Origin of the sequence: Vibrio astriarenae (assembly GCF_010587385.1) — a bacterium.
Classification (GTDB): Bacteria; Pseudomonadota; Gammaproteobacteria; order Enterobacterales; family Vibrionaceae; genus Vibrio; species Vibrio astriarenae.
Map to the genome: position 1 here is coordinate 54,330 of NZ_CP047476.1, position 14,987 is coordinate 69,316.

General features: G+C 45.1%; 10 protein-coding genes. 8 read left to right on the forward strand and 2 right to left on the reverse strand.

The window, feature by feature from the left end; genetic code table 11:
* Nucleotides 1-26: 26 nt before the first annotated feature.
* Nucleotides 27-1,055 carry a LacI family DNA-binding transcriptional regulator gene (locus GT360_RS14770; protein ID WP_164649729.1) on the reverse strand — a complete coding sequence of 343 codons (1,029 nt, stop codon included), beginning with the start codon at nucleotides 1,053-1,055 and terminating at the stop codon, nucleotides 27-29.
* A 358-nt stretch (nucleotides 1,056-1,413) separates the two neighbouring features.
* On the opposite strand from GT360_RS14770, the gene GT360_RS14775 reads away from it, so the two are divergent.
* The 3 genes from GT360_RS14775 (at nucleotide 1,414) to gltS (ending at nucleotide 6,402) form a co-directional block, all read left to right on the forward strand.
* Entirely contained in the window at nucleotides 1,414-2,514 is a 1,101-nt protein-coding gene (locus GT360_RS14775) for an ABC transporter ATP-binding protein (RefSeq protein ID WP_164649730.1), read from the forward strand.
* A gap of 266 nt (nucleotides 2,515-2,780) precedes the next feature.
* Nucleotides 2,781-4,994, forward strand: a complete 2,214-nt coding sequence (locus GT360_RS14780; protein ID WP_239502668.1) for a glycoside hydrolase family 3 N-terminal domain-containing protein — start codon at nucleotides 2,781-2,783, stop codon at nucleotides 4,992-4,994.
* A gap of 190 nt (nucleotides 4,995-5,184) precedes the next feature.
* The gene (gene gltS, locus GT360_RS14785; protein WP_164649731.1) at nucleotides 5,185-6,402 is read left to right on the forward strand and encodes a sodium/glutamate symporter; all 1,218 of its coding nucleotides are present in this window, start codon (nucleotides 5,185-5,187) and stop codon (nucleotides 6,400-6,402) included.
* A 90-nt stretch (nucleotides 6,403-6,492) separates the two neighbouring features.
* Here gltS and xylA read toward each other — a convergent pair whose 3' ends face one another.
* The gene (xylA, locus tag GT360_RS14790) at nucleotides 6,493-7,812 is read right to left on the reverse strand and encodes a xylose isomerase (RefSeq protein WP_164649732.1); all 1,320 of its coding nucleotides are present in this window, start codon (nucleotides 7,810-7,812) and stop codon (nucleotides 6,493-6,495) included.
* A gap of 338 nt (nucleotides 7,813-8,150) precedes the next feature.
* Between xylA and GT360_RS14795 the strand changes: the two genes are divergently transcribed.
* From GT360_RS14795 to GT360_RS14815, 5 genes are all read left to right on the forward strand, one after another.
* Nucleotides 8,151-9,251 (forward strand): AraC family transcriptional regulator, encoded by a 1,101-nt coding sequence (locus GT360_RS14795; RefSeq protein ID WP_164649733.1) that lies wholly within the window; start codon nucleotides 8,151-8,153, stop codon nucleotides 9,249-9,251.
* A gap of 213 nt (nucleotides 9,252-9,464) precedes the next feature.
* Complete coding sequence (locus GT360_RS14800) at nucleotides 9,465-11,060, forward strand: endo-1,4-beta-xylanase (RefSeq protein ID WP_164649734.1); 1,596 nt, start codon at nucleotides 9,465-9,467, stop codon at nucleotides 11,058-11,060.
* A gap of 86 nt (nucleotides 11,061-11,146) precedes the next feature.
* Nucleotides 11,147-12,427 carry a carbohydrate porin gene (locus GT360_RS14805; RefSeq protein ID WP_164649735.1) on the forward strand — a complete coding sequence of 427 codons (1,281 nt, stop codon included), beginning with the start codon at nucleotides 11,147-11,149 and terminating at the stop codon, nucleotides 12,425-12,427.
* A 226-nt stretch (nucleotides 12,428-12,653) separates the two neighbouring features.
* Nucleotides 12,654-13,700 (forward strand): ABC transporter ATP-binding protein, encoded by a 1,047-nt coding sequence (locus GT360_RS14810; protein WP_164649736.1) that lies wholly within the window; start codon nucleotides 12,654-12,656, stop codon nucleotides 13,698-13,700.
* 12 nt (nucleotides 13,701-13,712) lie between these two features.
* On the forward strand, nucleotides 13,713-14,969 hold the full coding sequence (locus GT360_RS14815) for an ABC transporter substrate-binding protein (RefSeq protein ID WP_164649737.1): 1,257 nt from the start codon (nucleotides 13,713-13,715) through the stop codon (nucleotides 14,967-14,969).
* Nucleotides 14,970-14,987 lie beyond the last annotated feature (18 nt).

A 14,987-nucleotide genomic window follows, 5' to 3' on the forward strand; every position in this document is an offset into this window, starting at 1 on the left:
TGGTTCGCAATGAATATACAGATGTTTTACACCTGTGATTTTGAGGAAAGTAAACACACGCACCCTGTTGAAACAGAATCTCTAATGACAAGCGCGGGTTGAAGAGCGCTGATATCAGAGGCCGACGAGCGATTTAACATCGATAAAAGTCTTTCTACTGCTAGCTGTCCCATCTCTTGAACAGGGAAGTTGACGGTCGTCAGGCTAGGGCGAATGTGTTGGCTGTAGGTATCATTATCAAAGCCTACAATCGACAGATTTTTTCCTACCGCGATGCCTCTCTCGTAACACACATCATATAGAGCCAATGCGATGGCATCGTTTTGACAGAATACTGCTGTAGCCCCCGTGTTTCTGTCTAAGAGTTTTTCTGCGACTTGATGGTTGCCTTCATGATCGAAGCGTCCCTCTATTACTAGGCTAAGATCATGGTCGATATTGTGCTCTTGCAAAGCTAATCGATAACCTTGTAGCCTCTCCCTACTATCAACTTTGCTCGCCTGCCCAGTGATGCAGGCGATACGCTGGTGGCCTCGCTCTATGAGGTGTTTGGTTGCCAAATAGCCACCAAGTTCATTATCGAAATAGAGGCAGTGGTCTGCAATCTCGGGAATAAAGCGATTGAGTATCAGCGTCATTGGATTTTTAGCGACAACATCGATGAGCTCACTATCAGTGAGTTTGTCGGTGTGTAGGATCATACCATCGACGCGCTTTGCCTTGAGGAAGCGAATGGAGTCTAGTTCTCGACTTTTACTCTCTTGTCCACTTGTGACAATCAAATGCATGTTATTGTTGCGCGCGGTATTTTCAGCATGATGCATTAAAGGGCCGTAAAAAGGGCCGTCGAGAGAACCGACTAGCATACCAATACTATTAGACCGACTAGAAGCCAAAGCTTGTGCGAACGCGTTGGGCGTGTAACCCAGTTGCTCAATCGCCGCGAACACTTTTTGTCGGTTAGCTTCTTTGACAGAGGCGTGTCCGTTGAGTGTACGAGACACGGTAGATTGAGAGACCTTCGCCAACTCTGAGACTTCTTTAATGGTAATCAACGACACTTCCTAGCAGGTAACGGGGAGGAAATATTGTAGCGATAAGAATTGTACGATGATAGATGTCCTTAGCCAAAAGTTGCCATATTTATAATTTAAGATATTTAATTTGGTAAGTTGAATTTGATTAATTTTATTTTTCCACTTATGAAAAATTGTATTTATTTTTGGTTGTTAATCTAGTCACATTTCCAAGCTTGATCAGCGTGCCTATCTCGACACAGAATAAGCCAACTGCCGAATTTCTGGCTTTGTTTTATCACCAATAACACGAATTACAAACCATACCCTACTGGATAAAACGAGTGTGTATAAGGTTGGTGAAGCATCACATCATTAACGCAAGGATATAGTAAGCATGGCATCAGTATCATTTAGAAACGTCGACAAGACCTACCCGGGTAATGTTCAGATAGTGAAGAACTTCAATCTTGATATTGAAGATGGTGAATTTATCGTATTTCTTGGTCCGTCGGGTTGTGGGAAGTCGACAACGCTGCGCATGCTTGCAGGCCTTGAGGAGATCACTGGTGGCGAAGTTTCCATTGGCGATAGCGTCGTTAACGACCTGAAACCGAACGAAAGGGATATTGCGATGGTGTTCCAAAGCTATGCGCTTTATCCGCACATGACCGTCTATGACAACATTGGTTTCGCACTGAAAATGGCAGGAGTGAAAAAAGACGAAATTGATCGCCAAGTTCGTCCTGTGGCGGATATGCTTCAGCTGACTCCCCTACTCGATCGTAAACCGCGTGCTTTATCAGGTGGTCAGCGTCAACGTGTCGCGATGGGACGAGCGATGGTGCGCACGCCTGAAGTATTCTTGTTTGATGAGCCATTATCGAACCTTGACGCTAAATTACGTAACGCGATGCGCGGTGAGATTAAGCTACTGCACAAAAAACTCAAGAAGACCACGATTTACGTCACGCATGACCAAGTAGAGGCGATGACACTCGCTGATCGCATCGTGATTTTAAAAGACGGCAACATTGAACAAGTCGGTACACCAGAAGAGATCTACCATAACCCGGCAAACAAGTTTGTCGCTGGCTTTATCGGTAGCCCAACGATGAACCTGTTACCGGCAAATATGTATCAAAGTGGTGGCGCTTGGCAGTTAGAGATAGCTAACCAAATCTTGCCGTTGCGTGGCCGATTGTCGCAAGAAACAGAATCAGAGGTGACCGTCGGTCTTCGCCCAAGTGACATATATCTAGTCAACGACAACCTAGTTGAGCCAATTGAAATCACCGCAACCGTTGAGAGCTACGAGTTGTTGGGAACGACAATCCAAGTCACCTACGACTTCGGTGAACATAAACTGGTGGTTGAAGCGCCTTCAAGCTACAAAGTAGAGGCGGGTCAGGAAATGACACTCTATGTTGATGCAGCTCAGCTGCATGTGTTCGATAAAAACACTGAAAATGCGATTTATGATAATCACAAAGATTAACTCTTGAGCGGTTCCTTGCTTAATGCCTAACCTTGGTTAGGCATTTTTTTTGCGCACAATATCATCATTTCTTGAAAGCGATTTCATGGTTATTTCACAACAGTTGAAGAAACTCACGATTATTTAATTTGTACCAAAAAAAGTAACAAATTAAACAAATATACCAATGATTATTCCTCCCTTTGAGCTCTATATTGAGCCTAATAATCTACAGCAAAAGCTTCCATCGAAGATATGGAGGCAATCATCTCTTTAGGAGACATAACGTGAACGAAATATACAAAGATAAGAGCTACTCTACAGCAGAGCGTGTTGCCAATCTTCTAAGCCTAATGACGGTCGAGGAGAAAGTCGGTCAGTTGGTTCAATTGCCAGCGCACTTTGGTGGCTATACCGAGAAGTTAGAGGAGTGGCATGTGGGCAGTTACCTGCACTGTACTGGTAATATGGTCCATGAGCTTCAAGAGCGTGCCGCGAATACTCGTCTAGGTATCCCTTTAATCTTTGGTATTGATGCGATTCATGGACACTGCTTTGACAATGATTCAACCGTCTTCCCAACGCAGTTGTCTGCTTCTTCAAGCTGGGATTTAGACTTGGCGTACCGCATGGCTCGCGTGACCGCCAAAGAGACGCGTGCAACTGGTCAGCACTGGACGTTTTCTCCTGTTCTCTGTGTCGGCCGTGACGCTCGCTGGGGGCGTGTGAATGAAACCTATGGTGAGGATCCATGGTTGATTGGTGAAATGGCGGCTGCCACGATTAAGGGTTATCAGGGGGATAGCGCGAGTTCCACCGACAATATCTTAGCTTGTGCTAAGCACTACGTTGCTTACGGTGAAGCACTCGGGGGTCGTGATTCTTACGAAGTGGATGTTTCTCGTCGTAAACTGCTATCAACCTTCCTACCACCGTTTGAAAAGGCGGTAAAAGAAGCCAATGTTGCATCGTTGATGACCGGTTACCAAGCGATTGATGGTGTCCCAGTGACGGCTGATAAGTGGCTGCTTACTGACGTAGCAAAAACGGATTGGGGTCTTGACGGCTTTATTGTGACGGACTGGGAAAATGTACGCTCATTGCATACTAAGCAAACTGTTTGCGCGGATGAAAAAGAAGCATGCTATCAGTCATTGATGGCGGGTAATGACATGATGATGTCAGTGCCTGAGTTCTATCCTCTGACGGTTGAACTCGTCAACGAAGGTCGAGTACCGCAAGAAATACTTGATGAGGCGGTGAGCCGTATCCTGACTAAGAAATTTGAACTTGGGCTATTTGACGAGCTGCGTTCATACATGGGCAACCGTGAGCAAGATATGTCGACACCCGAGCATATGGCGGTATCACTAGAGGCTAGCCGTAAATCACTCGTTCTGCTTAAAAACGAAGGTCTATTGCCACTGGAGCCTTCCAAGCTAAACAAGGTATTGGTCATCGGGCCTAACGCGGATGATGTGATTGCACAGCTTGGAGATTGGTCATTTGGCTCGATGCAGGCAGGGGCAACCAATGATACATTCCATCGCGACCAAACGATCACAACCCTTCAAGCTCTCACACTTGCAGGTCAAGAGCATGGCTTTGATGTTCAGTACATTAAAGGTGCTGATTGCGAAGATGAAACATTTGAAGAGCTCGTTGCCGTGCAAGATGCTGCCAGCAGTGCCGATATCATCATTGCTTGTGTGGGTGATACGTTAGCACAGAATGGTGAGTTCCATGATCGCGCTAACTTAGATCTTACGGGCCAGCAACAAGCGTTGTTAGAAGTGGCAAAAGCATCAGGTAAGCCATTGATCGTTAACTTTGTTGCGTCTAAGCCTCTTACCATTCCTTGGGTTAAAGACAACGCGGATGCACTGATCTGTGGATTCAACGCAGGTCCCAAAGCGGGGCAGGCATTTAAAGAGGTGCTATTTGGTGAGGTAAACCCAGGGGGTAAGTTGACCATTTCTTTCCCTGTTCATGTCGGCCAATCACCAGTGTATTACAACAAGTATCAAGGTTGGCATGCACAGAATTGTGCCAAGTTAGAGGGTGAGGAGCGTTATATTGATATGCCAACAGCGCCTCTATTCTCATTTGGTGAAGGTGAGTCTTTCAGTACTTTTGTGTATGGCGCGCCTACGTTGAATAAAACGCAGCTAGAGAAAGGTGAAGATCTGTTGGTGACATTCAGCTTAACCAACACATCATCACGTGATGGCGTTGAAGTCGCACAGGTTTATTTCAATGATCGCTATTCATCGGTGACAACGCCAATTAAGAACTTGTGTGGCTTTGCAAGAGTTGAGCTAGCAGCAGGTGAGAGCAAACAAGTCGTTGTAACGATCAATCAAGAGCAGCTTGCGATCGTGTTGCCAAGTCTTGAGCGCTGTGTTGAAGCGGGCGAGTTTGACCTGATGGTGGGAGCATCCTCGAAAGATGAAGATCTGCAAAAGATTGAATTTAGCGTTTTAGAAACCTATTCGTTGTAATGATGAGTTAAACTGTTGAAAGAGCATGCCATTGGTGTGCTCTTTTTTTATTACCAGAATCAATGACCTTTGTGAGTGATATCACTGTTTCATTTAGTGAGACACTGAATTACCGATCCACAGTCTGATGGTTGTCTTTTTTTGTGTGTAAAATGAGCCAAATTACTGGTATATGCATCAAGGACATCATATGGAAGTTATCGATAATCAGATACTTGTCGACTCCTTTTTCACTTTTACGCTGGGCATTATTGTTCTATTCATTGGACGTCGCCTGAGTCAAGCCATCAAGCCTCTTGCTCATTTTAACATTCCCGAACCAGTCAGTGGTGGTCTACTGGTTTCTGTGCTTATCGCGGTGGTCTATTTTGCGTCAGGATATGAAGTGAGCTTTAACCTGACCAGCCGTGATGTATTACTGGTGTACTTCTTCACCACCATCGGTATAAACGCCAGCCTGCAAGATTTAGTGAAAGGTGGTAAGCCGTTAATCATATTGTTGGTGATTACCATTTCCTACATGTTTGTACAAAACTATGTTGGGATCAGTGTTGCAAGTGCGTTTGAGTTGCCACGTCAGGTTGGCTTGCTGGGGGGCAGTGTCTCTTTGATTGGCGGCCATGGTACGGCTATCGCATGGGCACCGCGCATTAGTGAGACCTATGGAATTAGCAATGCAATGGAGATCGGTATCGCCTGTGCCACTTTTGGACTGATATTAGCCAGCTTGATGGGTGGACCAATCGCACAGTTCTTGATTAAGCGCCACCAGTTGATACCAAGTGTGGTTGAGCCTTTGGATGTGGGTGTTAGTCAAGACGAAAATCAACAGCCAGTGACTGCAATGGGTTTTCTTGATGCGATTTTAGCGATCCATGTGTGTATGATTTTTGGCTTTGTTTTGAATGAAGCTCTCGCTGCATGGGGGCTTCAACTGCCGCTGTTCGTCACTTGTCTTTTTGCGGGCATCATTGCGACGAATTTAGTGCCTAAATCTTTGCCACGATTAACTGGAACTAAATGGCCCGCACGCCAACCGGCGATCGCGTTAATTTCTGAAATATCGCTTGGCACCTTTTTAGCCATGTCATTGATGAGTATGCAGTTATGGACGCTGATCGACCTTGCTGGCCCCATTTTCGCGATACTCGGAGCCCAGTTCCTAGTAGCGGTATTAGTGACAATGTTCGTCGTTTTTCCTGCGATGGGGAGAAACTATGATGCTGCAGTCGTGTGTGCAGGTTTTGGTGGTATCTCGTTAGGCTCAACACCAACAGCAATGGCTAACATGTCCGCGGTGGCAACACGATATGGTAACTCCCACTTAGCATTTGTCGTTGTGCCACTGGTGTGTGCGTTCTTTATCGATTTAGCGAATGCACTGATGATTCCTTGGTTGTTAGGGTAATTGGTTATTAGGGTAAAAAGATCAAAAAAGAGCCGCTATTACAGCGGCTCAAACGACTCTAAGGATTGGAGGCGTTAATTTGATTGGTTTCTATTTAAAGATGAAACCATTGACGATGTTCTCAAGGTGCTCTTGGCGACCAGAAACCTTTGAAGGGCTAATGCTGTTATCAACGGCGTACTTCGCAACTTCCTCTAGTGATAAATCACCTGATAAGATTTTCTTACCAAGATCACCATTCCAGTCCGCGTAGCGTTGGGCGATATTTTGCGACAGTACATCGTTTTCAATCATTTCTGCAGCACGTTTTAGCGACAGAGCCATGGTATCCATGCCACCAATGTGACCGTGGAAGAAGTCTGCCAGGTCAGTCGACGGACGACGTACACGTGCATCAAAGTTGAAACCACCAGTAGTGAAGCCGCCAGCTTTCAAGATTTCGTACATCACTAATGTGTTTTCTTCTACGCTGTTCGGGAATTGGTCAGTGTCCCAACCTAATTGAGCGTCACCACGGTTTGCGTCGATAGAGCCAAAGATACCGAGTGAAGTCGCGGTGGCGACTTCGTGGTGGAAGCTGTGACCAGCCAGTGTTGCGTGGTTGGCTTCGATATTCACTTTTATCTCGTTCTCTAAGCCAAACTGTTTCAAGAAACCGTAAACGGTTGCCGTGTCGTAGTCGTACTGGTGCTTAGTTGGCTCTTGTGGTTTTGGTTCAATCAAGATGGAGCCTTTAAAGCCAATCTTATGTTTGTGCTCAACGACCATCTGCATTAGTCGACCAAGCTGCTCGCGCTCTTGACGTAGATCTGTGTTTAGCAACGTTTCATAACCTTCACGACCACCCCAAAGTACGTAGTTTTCACCACCAAGTCGTTGTGTTGCGCCCATTGCGTTGAAGATTTGAGTAGCCGCGTAAGCAAACACTTTAGGATCAGGGTTAGTACCTGCCCCCGCCATGTAGCGTGGGTTAGAGAAAGCGTTCGCAGTGCCCCAAAGGAGCTTCATGCCAGTCTCTTCTTGTTTCTGCTCAAGCACGTCAACCATAGTTTGAAAGTTGTTTACGTACTCTTTTAGAGAGTGACCTTCTGGAGCTACGTCAGTATCGTGGAAACAATAGTAAGGCACGCCAAGCTTTGCGAAAAACTCGAATGCAGCATCCGCTTTAACGCGTGCTTGTTCCATTGGGTCAGAAGCTTTTAGCCACTCATGGTCAAATGTGCCATCACCGAAGATGTCTGCACCACCCCAGCGGAAGTTGTGCCAGTAACAAGCAGCAAAGCGCAAGTGCTCTTTCATGCTTTTACCGAGGATCATCTGATCGGCATCGTAGTGACGAAATGCTAGAGGGTTTGTTGAGTTTGTTCCCTCGAACTGTATTTTTTTAATGTCTTTGAAAAATTCGGTCATTGGGCATTGTCCATAATAATCAGGAGTTAAACATGTGGTGTATGCCAGTAAACATAAATTAATACACTGGGGGTGCTGTTTGCTGGTGTGTATTAATAGTTTAACGTTTGTATAAAATGAACAATTACGAAATCTATTAACGTGCTTCAGCTATTTGGTTAATGTGCAATATGTCTCACTGTATCGGTTAACATTTTTGGCAAGTATATTTTTATATTTGGTAATTAGCTGTAAAAATGAATTTTCGTGTCAAAATAGATTGTATAAATAAATACCCAAATGAACAGTTCGTTTGGCGGCTCAAAGATTAGCTGTGTGACCGTCATAGGAGAGACAATATGAACAAGGTGCTGGTACTACTTGATGTGATGGTGTTTTACGACCGTGAGGTTTTTCAGGGTATAAAGTCGAGTATCAATAGTCGTGACGAAGAGGCGAGTATTTACATCAGTAGTGAAAGCAATCTTCCACAGCTAAAACAAGAACATTGGGACATAGTGATTGCCGATGGCGATAAACTCAGTGACCTTGAAGCTGTTAGCCATCTGGCATCTAAATGCCTTATCTATTCGAGCTATCAGCTGTCGAATGTTCCCGCCAATGTCACTACGTTAGCCCTCAAAAATGAACAGTTTTCGGATCTGGCATTGGGTAAGTTTATCGAGTTGGACATCAATAAAGTCGCCTTCTTCGAGAATGAGTTTGATAGCACTTTTGAGTGGAGTCGAGAGCGTAAAGAGGCCTTTGTTAGCAAAGCACGCAACCTTGGCTTTGAGCTGGTGGACATTAACCGAGCCAGTGCCCTAGTTGGCGGTAAAAAGGTAGGTGTGCTTTGCAGTACCGACCGTTCAGCCAGAACTCTGATTCAAAGGTTAGCCGATGAAAATATCATGGTACCGCAACAGGTGAGTATTATCGGAATTGATTGTGACCCGATAGAAAACGAGATATCACCGATATCCATTACGTCTATCGACATCAGTCCGTTTGAAATTGGCAAGCTTGCTGCAAATGTCATTTCTAGCTATCGACCTGCCAACAACCAATTCTATGTGCCATGGCGACTGGAGGAAAATGACTCTTGTACGAGTACAGAGGAGAGCGATTGTCTGGTGAGTAGAGCTCTGTTTTTCATCTACAACAACTATCAGAACAGTATAAAAGTCACTGACGTGGCGAGGTACTGCAGGGTATCTCGAAAAACACTCGACAACCGTTTTTTTGCTGCGAAGAACATTACAGTGCATCAGTATATTGCTGACCAACGATTAGACAAATGCAAGCGTCTGTTGAAAGAAACAGAGCAAAGTGTTGAAGATATCGCGCTGCAGTGTGGTTATCCTCACCAAAGCTATCTGTATCAGGTGTTTAGAAAGAATGTCGACTGTACACCACTTGAATATCGCAAAGAGCATCTATTAGCACATGGAGCGGTTTAATATGATAAAAGATAAAAGATAAAAGATAAAAGAAGATGCCCACAAATTGTGGGTGTTTTTATTTGCAAGAAATACAATCAATTTGCTATCTATCACACTTATTAATAGGTGAGGGAAATTACTCAATTCATTTCTAAAATCTAGTAAAGAATCCAAGTTACTTCTATTTCATATTGTCTGCGAACCCCAAAATACTAATTAGAAGGTCGCAAAATGAAATGGAACTCTGTCTGTCTACTGTTAGGGACGTCTGCTGTACTTCAAGGCTGTTTACTCGATTCAGCTGATACTGAAACGGTTGAGATTCCTCAACCTGAGGTTGAAAGCCTATACGCACTTGCAGATGGCTACCCAATTGGCACCGCTCTTCCTGCGGGTGATGCTGAAAACTCGGTTCATGAACGCAATGATCTGCAAGCGCTGGTAAAGCAGCACTTTAACCAAATTACGGCTGAAAACATCATGAAGCCACAATACCTCCAACCATCTCAAGGCCAGTTCTTCTTCGATGATGCAGAGGCATTAATTGGCTTTGCTCAAGAGTTTGATGCAACCGTGCATGGTCATACCTTGGTTTGGCATTCGCAAATTCCAGATTGGATGAAGGCTTGTTCAAGTGCTTCTGAATGCAGTGACATCATGGTGGATCATGTGACGGCAGTAGCGAGCCAGTTTGAGGGCAAAGTACAAAGCTGGGATGTCGTCAATGAAGCCTTTAACGACGATGGCTCTTACCGTGATGAAGGTGAGAATGGCAGTGTTTGGTACCACAACATTGGCAAGGACTACATCGCACAAGCGTTCACGGCGGCGAGAGAGGCTGATGCTACGGCGAAGCTGTATTACAACGATTACAACATTGAGTACAACGGAGCAAAACTTGATGCTGTATTAACCATGGTTGATGAACTCACCACTGCGAATGCGCCGATTGACGGGATTGGCTTTCAAATGCATGTGGGCATAGAGCAACCCACTATCGACGTTATCTCTGCTGCACTCAAGCGAGCAGCGGATACTGGCCTACAAGTAAAAATCACCGAATTGGATACGCGTCTTAACCATGACGGCAGTTACTCGGTTTTGACTGCTGAGCTTGCCGCAAAGCAACAGCAACGCTATCAGGAAATTATTGAGGCTTATCTTGATGTTGTTCCAGATGTGCAGCGTGGTGGTATTTCCGTGTGGGGCGTATCTGATGCTGATAGCTGGATACGAGATCTCTATGGAAACCCTGATTGGCCGCTACTTTTTGATGATCAGTTAGCTCAAAAACCTGCAATACAAGGTTTTGCTGATGGATTGGCTGGAAATGTGTCAGAGCCTGAGTTTATCGATACTTTCGAATCTGGTGTTTTTTGGTATGAAGATGGGGCATCTACGGTAAATGGTCAGTTTACTCACAATGCTGACGCGCAAACGATGGACCTAAACATCCAGTGGGCCAGTGATGGCGACAAGTATGTGGTTGCACGAGCATTTGACGAGCAAACCATTGATTTCACAACGGCACGCACGCTCTCTTTTGACATCTATGTTCCGGCAGACATCGGTAGCGATGGTGTGCTCGCTATTCAGCCCTTCATCATGGATGGGGCTTATACCCCTGCTTACCTAGGGTACCAGTTTGGCTATACCGCTGGCGATTGGGGGACTGTCACTATCTCCAATATAGACCCTGACTTTGAATTCGGCTGGAACGGAGAGCCTGATTTCACTGCTATTGACCGCGTGGGCTTAGAGTTCATTGCCAACGGTGGCCAAGTCCCCCAGGGAACGATTCAAATCGATAACGTAACCATTCGCTAGTCAACCCAACTAGCGCAATTAGCAAAAACCTAAAAGCGATAGAAATCGCGACTTTTACAATAAAACCATAAATAAGGAAAAGAAAGATGGACACTTTAAAACTCTTACCTCTGTCTGCTGCTATTTCGCTATCACCGTGTGCCTTTGGCGCTGCAGCTGATGATGCTGAGCTGCAAGCTCTTAAAGAACGTCTGCAAGAGCTGGAGGAGAAGGTTGAAACCAGTTATGTCTATGATCAACAACCCGCAGTGTTAACCCCAGAGACCAAAGTGCCTGCGGGCGTTATCTTCTCTGGTTACGCCCGTTATGGTGCACATTATGCCGATGGCGATGCTCGCTATGTTCAAGTGGGCTCGACAGGAGCGGCGGTTGGTCGTCTTGGCAACGAAGGTAACGGTGGTGAATTCCAATTGGCTCGAGCATTCCAAGCGGAAAGTGGCGCGATTTGGGATGTGGTTGTGATGGTTGATCATTGGGCCAATGACGCCTGGGGCTCTCCCGGTGGTGTTGATTTGAAGAAGGCTTATGCAGGCGTTACAAACGTTATTGCTAGTCAGCCAGAGATGTATTTCTGGGGGGGAAGAGACTTCCACCAACGCCCACAACAAGGTATCAATGACTACTTCTGGATGACGCACGACGGTCAGGGTGGTGGTTTCAAAAACTACAACTTTGGCGGTGCTAAATTCGACTTAGGTTTTATCGGTAAAGTTGATTATGGCGATGGCGGCTCATTGGGTAATGACGTGGGTATCTATGCCATCACTAGTAAGCTTCACAGTATTGATGCAGGCATCGGTAACCTAGATTTGTATGCGAACTACGGTTTTGCTTCTGATGAAGCAGGCGATGACAAGAAAGATGAAACTTCTTGGCAGGTTGGTGCGGTATTAGGCCTAGGCACCAACAATAAAGTCATTGTTCGCTATTCTGACGGCGCGGATGACTCTTCGTTTGATTTGGCGGGTGATGTTCAAGCACTTTATGCAAGTTTTGAGGGTAGCTATAACTATGGCAACCCTTGGGCGCTTGATTACTTAGCTTCCTACAAGGAAGTGAAAGGGGCAGACGCTTCTAATTTGGGCAAAGATGAACGTAGCGAATACTCTGCCATCGTACGTCCAATGTATAGCTGGAATGATACTCACTCAACATGGTTTGAAGCCGGTTATGCGATGGAAGACTATGAAAGTGGGGACGAAGTGACAGGTTGGAAAGCCACTATCTCACAAAACATCTCTTTGGGTGGTATGCCTTGGAGCCGCCCAATGCTGCGCTTCTATGCCACATTTGGTGAGGTGGATGATGCATCAAGCAATAAGATCGACACAACCAGTGTTGGTGCGATGTTTGAAGCTTGGTGGTAATAGCATGTGAGTCATGAAACAAGGCTGAAAACGGTTTCATGAATGATAAATAAAATATGATGTTGATCTAATCGCTGCCCAGTTTGATGGTCAGCGATTAGCTATAAATCACAAATTAATACATTAGTAAAAATAGAAAATAACGTTAATAAATAAGGTAATTGCTCGTTAATAGAAAAGATAACAATATTAAAATCACGAGTGATTTTTTAATCGGGTAACGGACATGGCATCAGTAACATTTAAAAGCTTGAAAAAAAGTTATGGTAATACTCAGGTCGTAAAAAATATCGACCTTGAGATAAAACATGGGGAGTTTATTGTTTTACTTGGCCCTTCTGGCTGTGGAAAGTCTACTACACTACGTATGCTTGCAGGTCTAGAAGATATTACTGATGGTGAGATCATGATCGATGATCTTGTGGTTAATGACCTTCACCCAATTGAAAGAAACATCGCAATGGTGTTCCAAAGCTACGCGCTTTACCCGCACATGACAGTGGAAGAGAACATCGGTTTCAGTCTAGAAAACACAGGCGTTGACAAAGCGAAGCGCAAAGAAATGGTCGCTGAAGTGGCTGAGGTTCTAGAATTAACGCCACTGCTAGAACGTAAGCCCAAAGACCTCTCGGGCGGCCAGCGCCAACGTGTTGCAATGGGTCGCGCAATGGTTCGTACTCCAGAAGTATTCCTGTTTGACGAGCCTCTATCTAACCTTGATGCCAAGCTTCGTGGTCAGATGCGCAAAGAGATTCGTGCACTGCATCAGCGTGTAAAAACCACAGTGATTTATGTAACACACGATCAAGTTGAAGCGATGACGCTTGCAGACAAGATTGTGATATTAAACAACGGTGTTATCGAACAAGTTGGTACACCGATTGAAATATTTGAAAATCCAAAAACTGAATTTGTCGCCAAGTTTATTGGTACGCCAGAAATGAATATTTTTGATGTCGATAATACTGATATAGCAAGTTGCTTTAATAATAGTGATCTAGGTAACACTATTCAAAAAGTCGGTATTCGTCCCCAAGACATTGTTATCAATAAAAATGAGATTGAACCAGAGTTCCGTTGCGAAATGCCATTAAGTGTTATTAGCAGTGAAGTGCTTGGTTCAGTTATTCACTTGGACTGCAGATTTAACGATAAACGCATTGTTCTAGAAACAAGTTACGTTGAAGAACAGATAATAGGAGATATTACCGCTTATTTCGACCAACGAAAAGCACACTTTTTTGATCTAAACGACAAAGCTACCCTACGATAAAAAGGAATTAAAATGAAAACGTTGAACATCAAACTCTTACCGCTCACTATCTCAGCTCTTCTTGCATCAGGATCGCTTGCTGCGCAGACAGAGATTACCGTTGCTTCATTCCCTAACTTCAACCAAGCGGCAGAAGCGGCGATTCCATTGTTTGAGAAGCAAAACCCAGATATCAAAGTTAAGCTAGTGACGCTTGCGTACGGTGACCACCACAATGCAATGACAACAGCACTTGCGACAGGCGCAAACCTTCCAGATGTGATGGGCATTGAATATGCGTATGTTGGTCGCTTTGTCGAGGGTGGCGGCCTAGAGGATCTTAATGCGCCACAATACAACGCGGCAGAATTTACTGAAAGACTCATTCCTTTCTCTGTTGCGCAAGGTACAAACTCAAAAGGCGTGCTATCTGGTATTCCAGCGGATATCGGCCCGGGTGCAACCTTCTACCGCTCAGACATTCTTGAGGCGGCAGGCGTGACAGAACAAGATCTACTTAAAGACTGGGATTCATTTATTGAAGCTGGTAAGAAGATCAAAGAGAAGACAGGCAACTACACGCTTGCAAATGCTACAGACATCAAAGACATCATTATTCGCTCTAACCTAAAAGCGGGTGAAGGTATCTACTTTGATAAAGACCATAACATTCTCGTCAACTCAGACCGCTTTAAAGAAGCATTCCGCCTAGCGAAGAAAGCGCGTGATGCAGGTATTGATGCTGAAGTAGGAGCATGGTCACCTGAATGGACGGAAGGTCTACGTCGTGGCACGATTTCAGTACAGATGATGGGTGCTTGGCTAGGTGGACACCTAGAAGATTGGATTGCGCCTGAAGCTGATGGTGTATGGCGCACATCACAGCTACCAAATGGTGCGATGGCAAGTTGGGGTGGTTCGTTCTACTCGATCCCTGTTCGCGCAGAGCATAAAGAAGAAGCGTGGAAGTTCATTGAGTTCATGGCAACAGAGCCAGAAGTACAAATGCTAGCGTTTAAAGAGATCAACGCGTTCCCAGCATTGTTGGAAACTCACGGTGATGAATTCTTTAACGAGAAACTGAGCTACCTCGGTGACCAAGAGGCTCGTTTAATTTGGAAAGAGTCAGCAGACCAAATCCCTGCCGTTGTTGTTGACCGCTACGATGAAGTGGCTCGCCAAGTTATCGATGATGCACTTGAGAAAGTGCTAGAGCAAGACGCAAGCATTGATGCTGTCCTAGCTGACGCTGAGAAGCAGATTAAACGTCGCGCACGTCGCCGTTCGTAACGATTTAAGCGCCAGGGC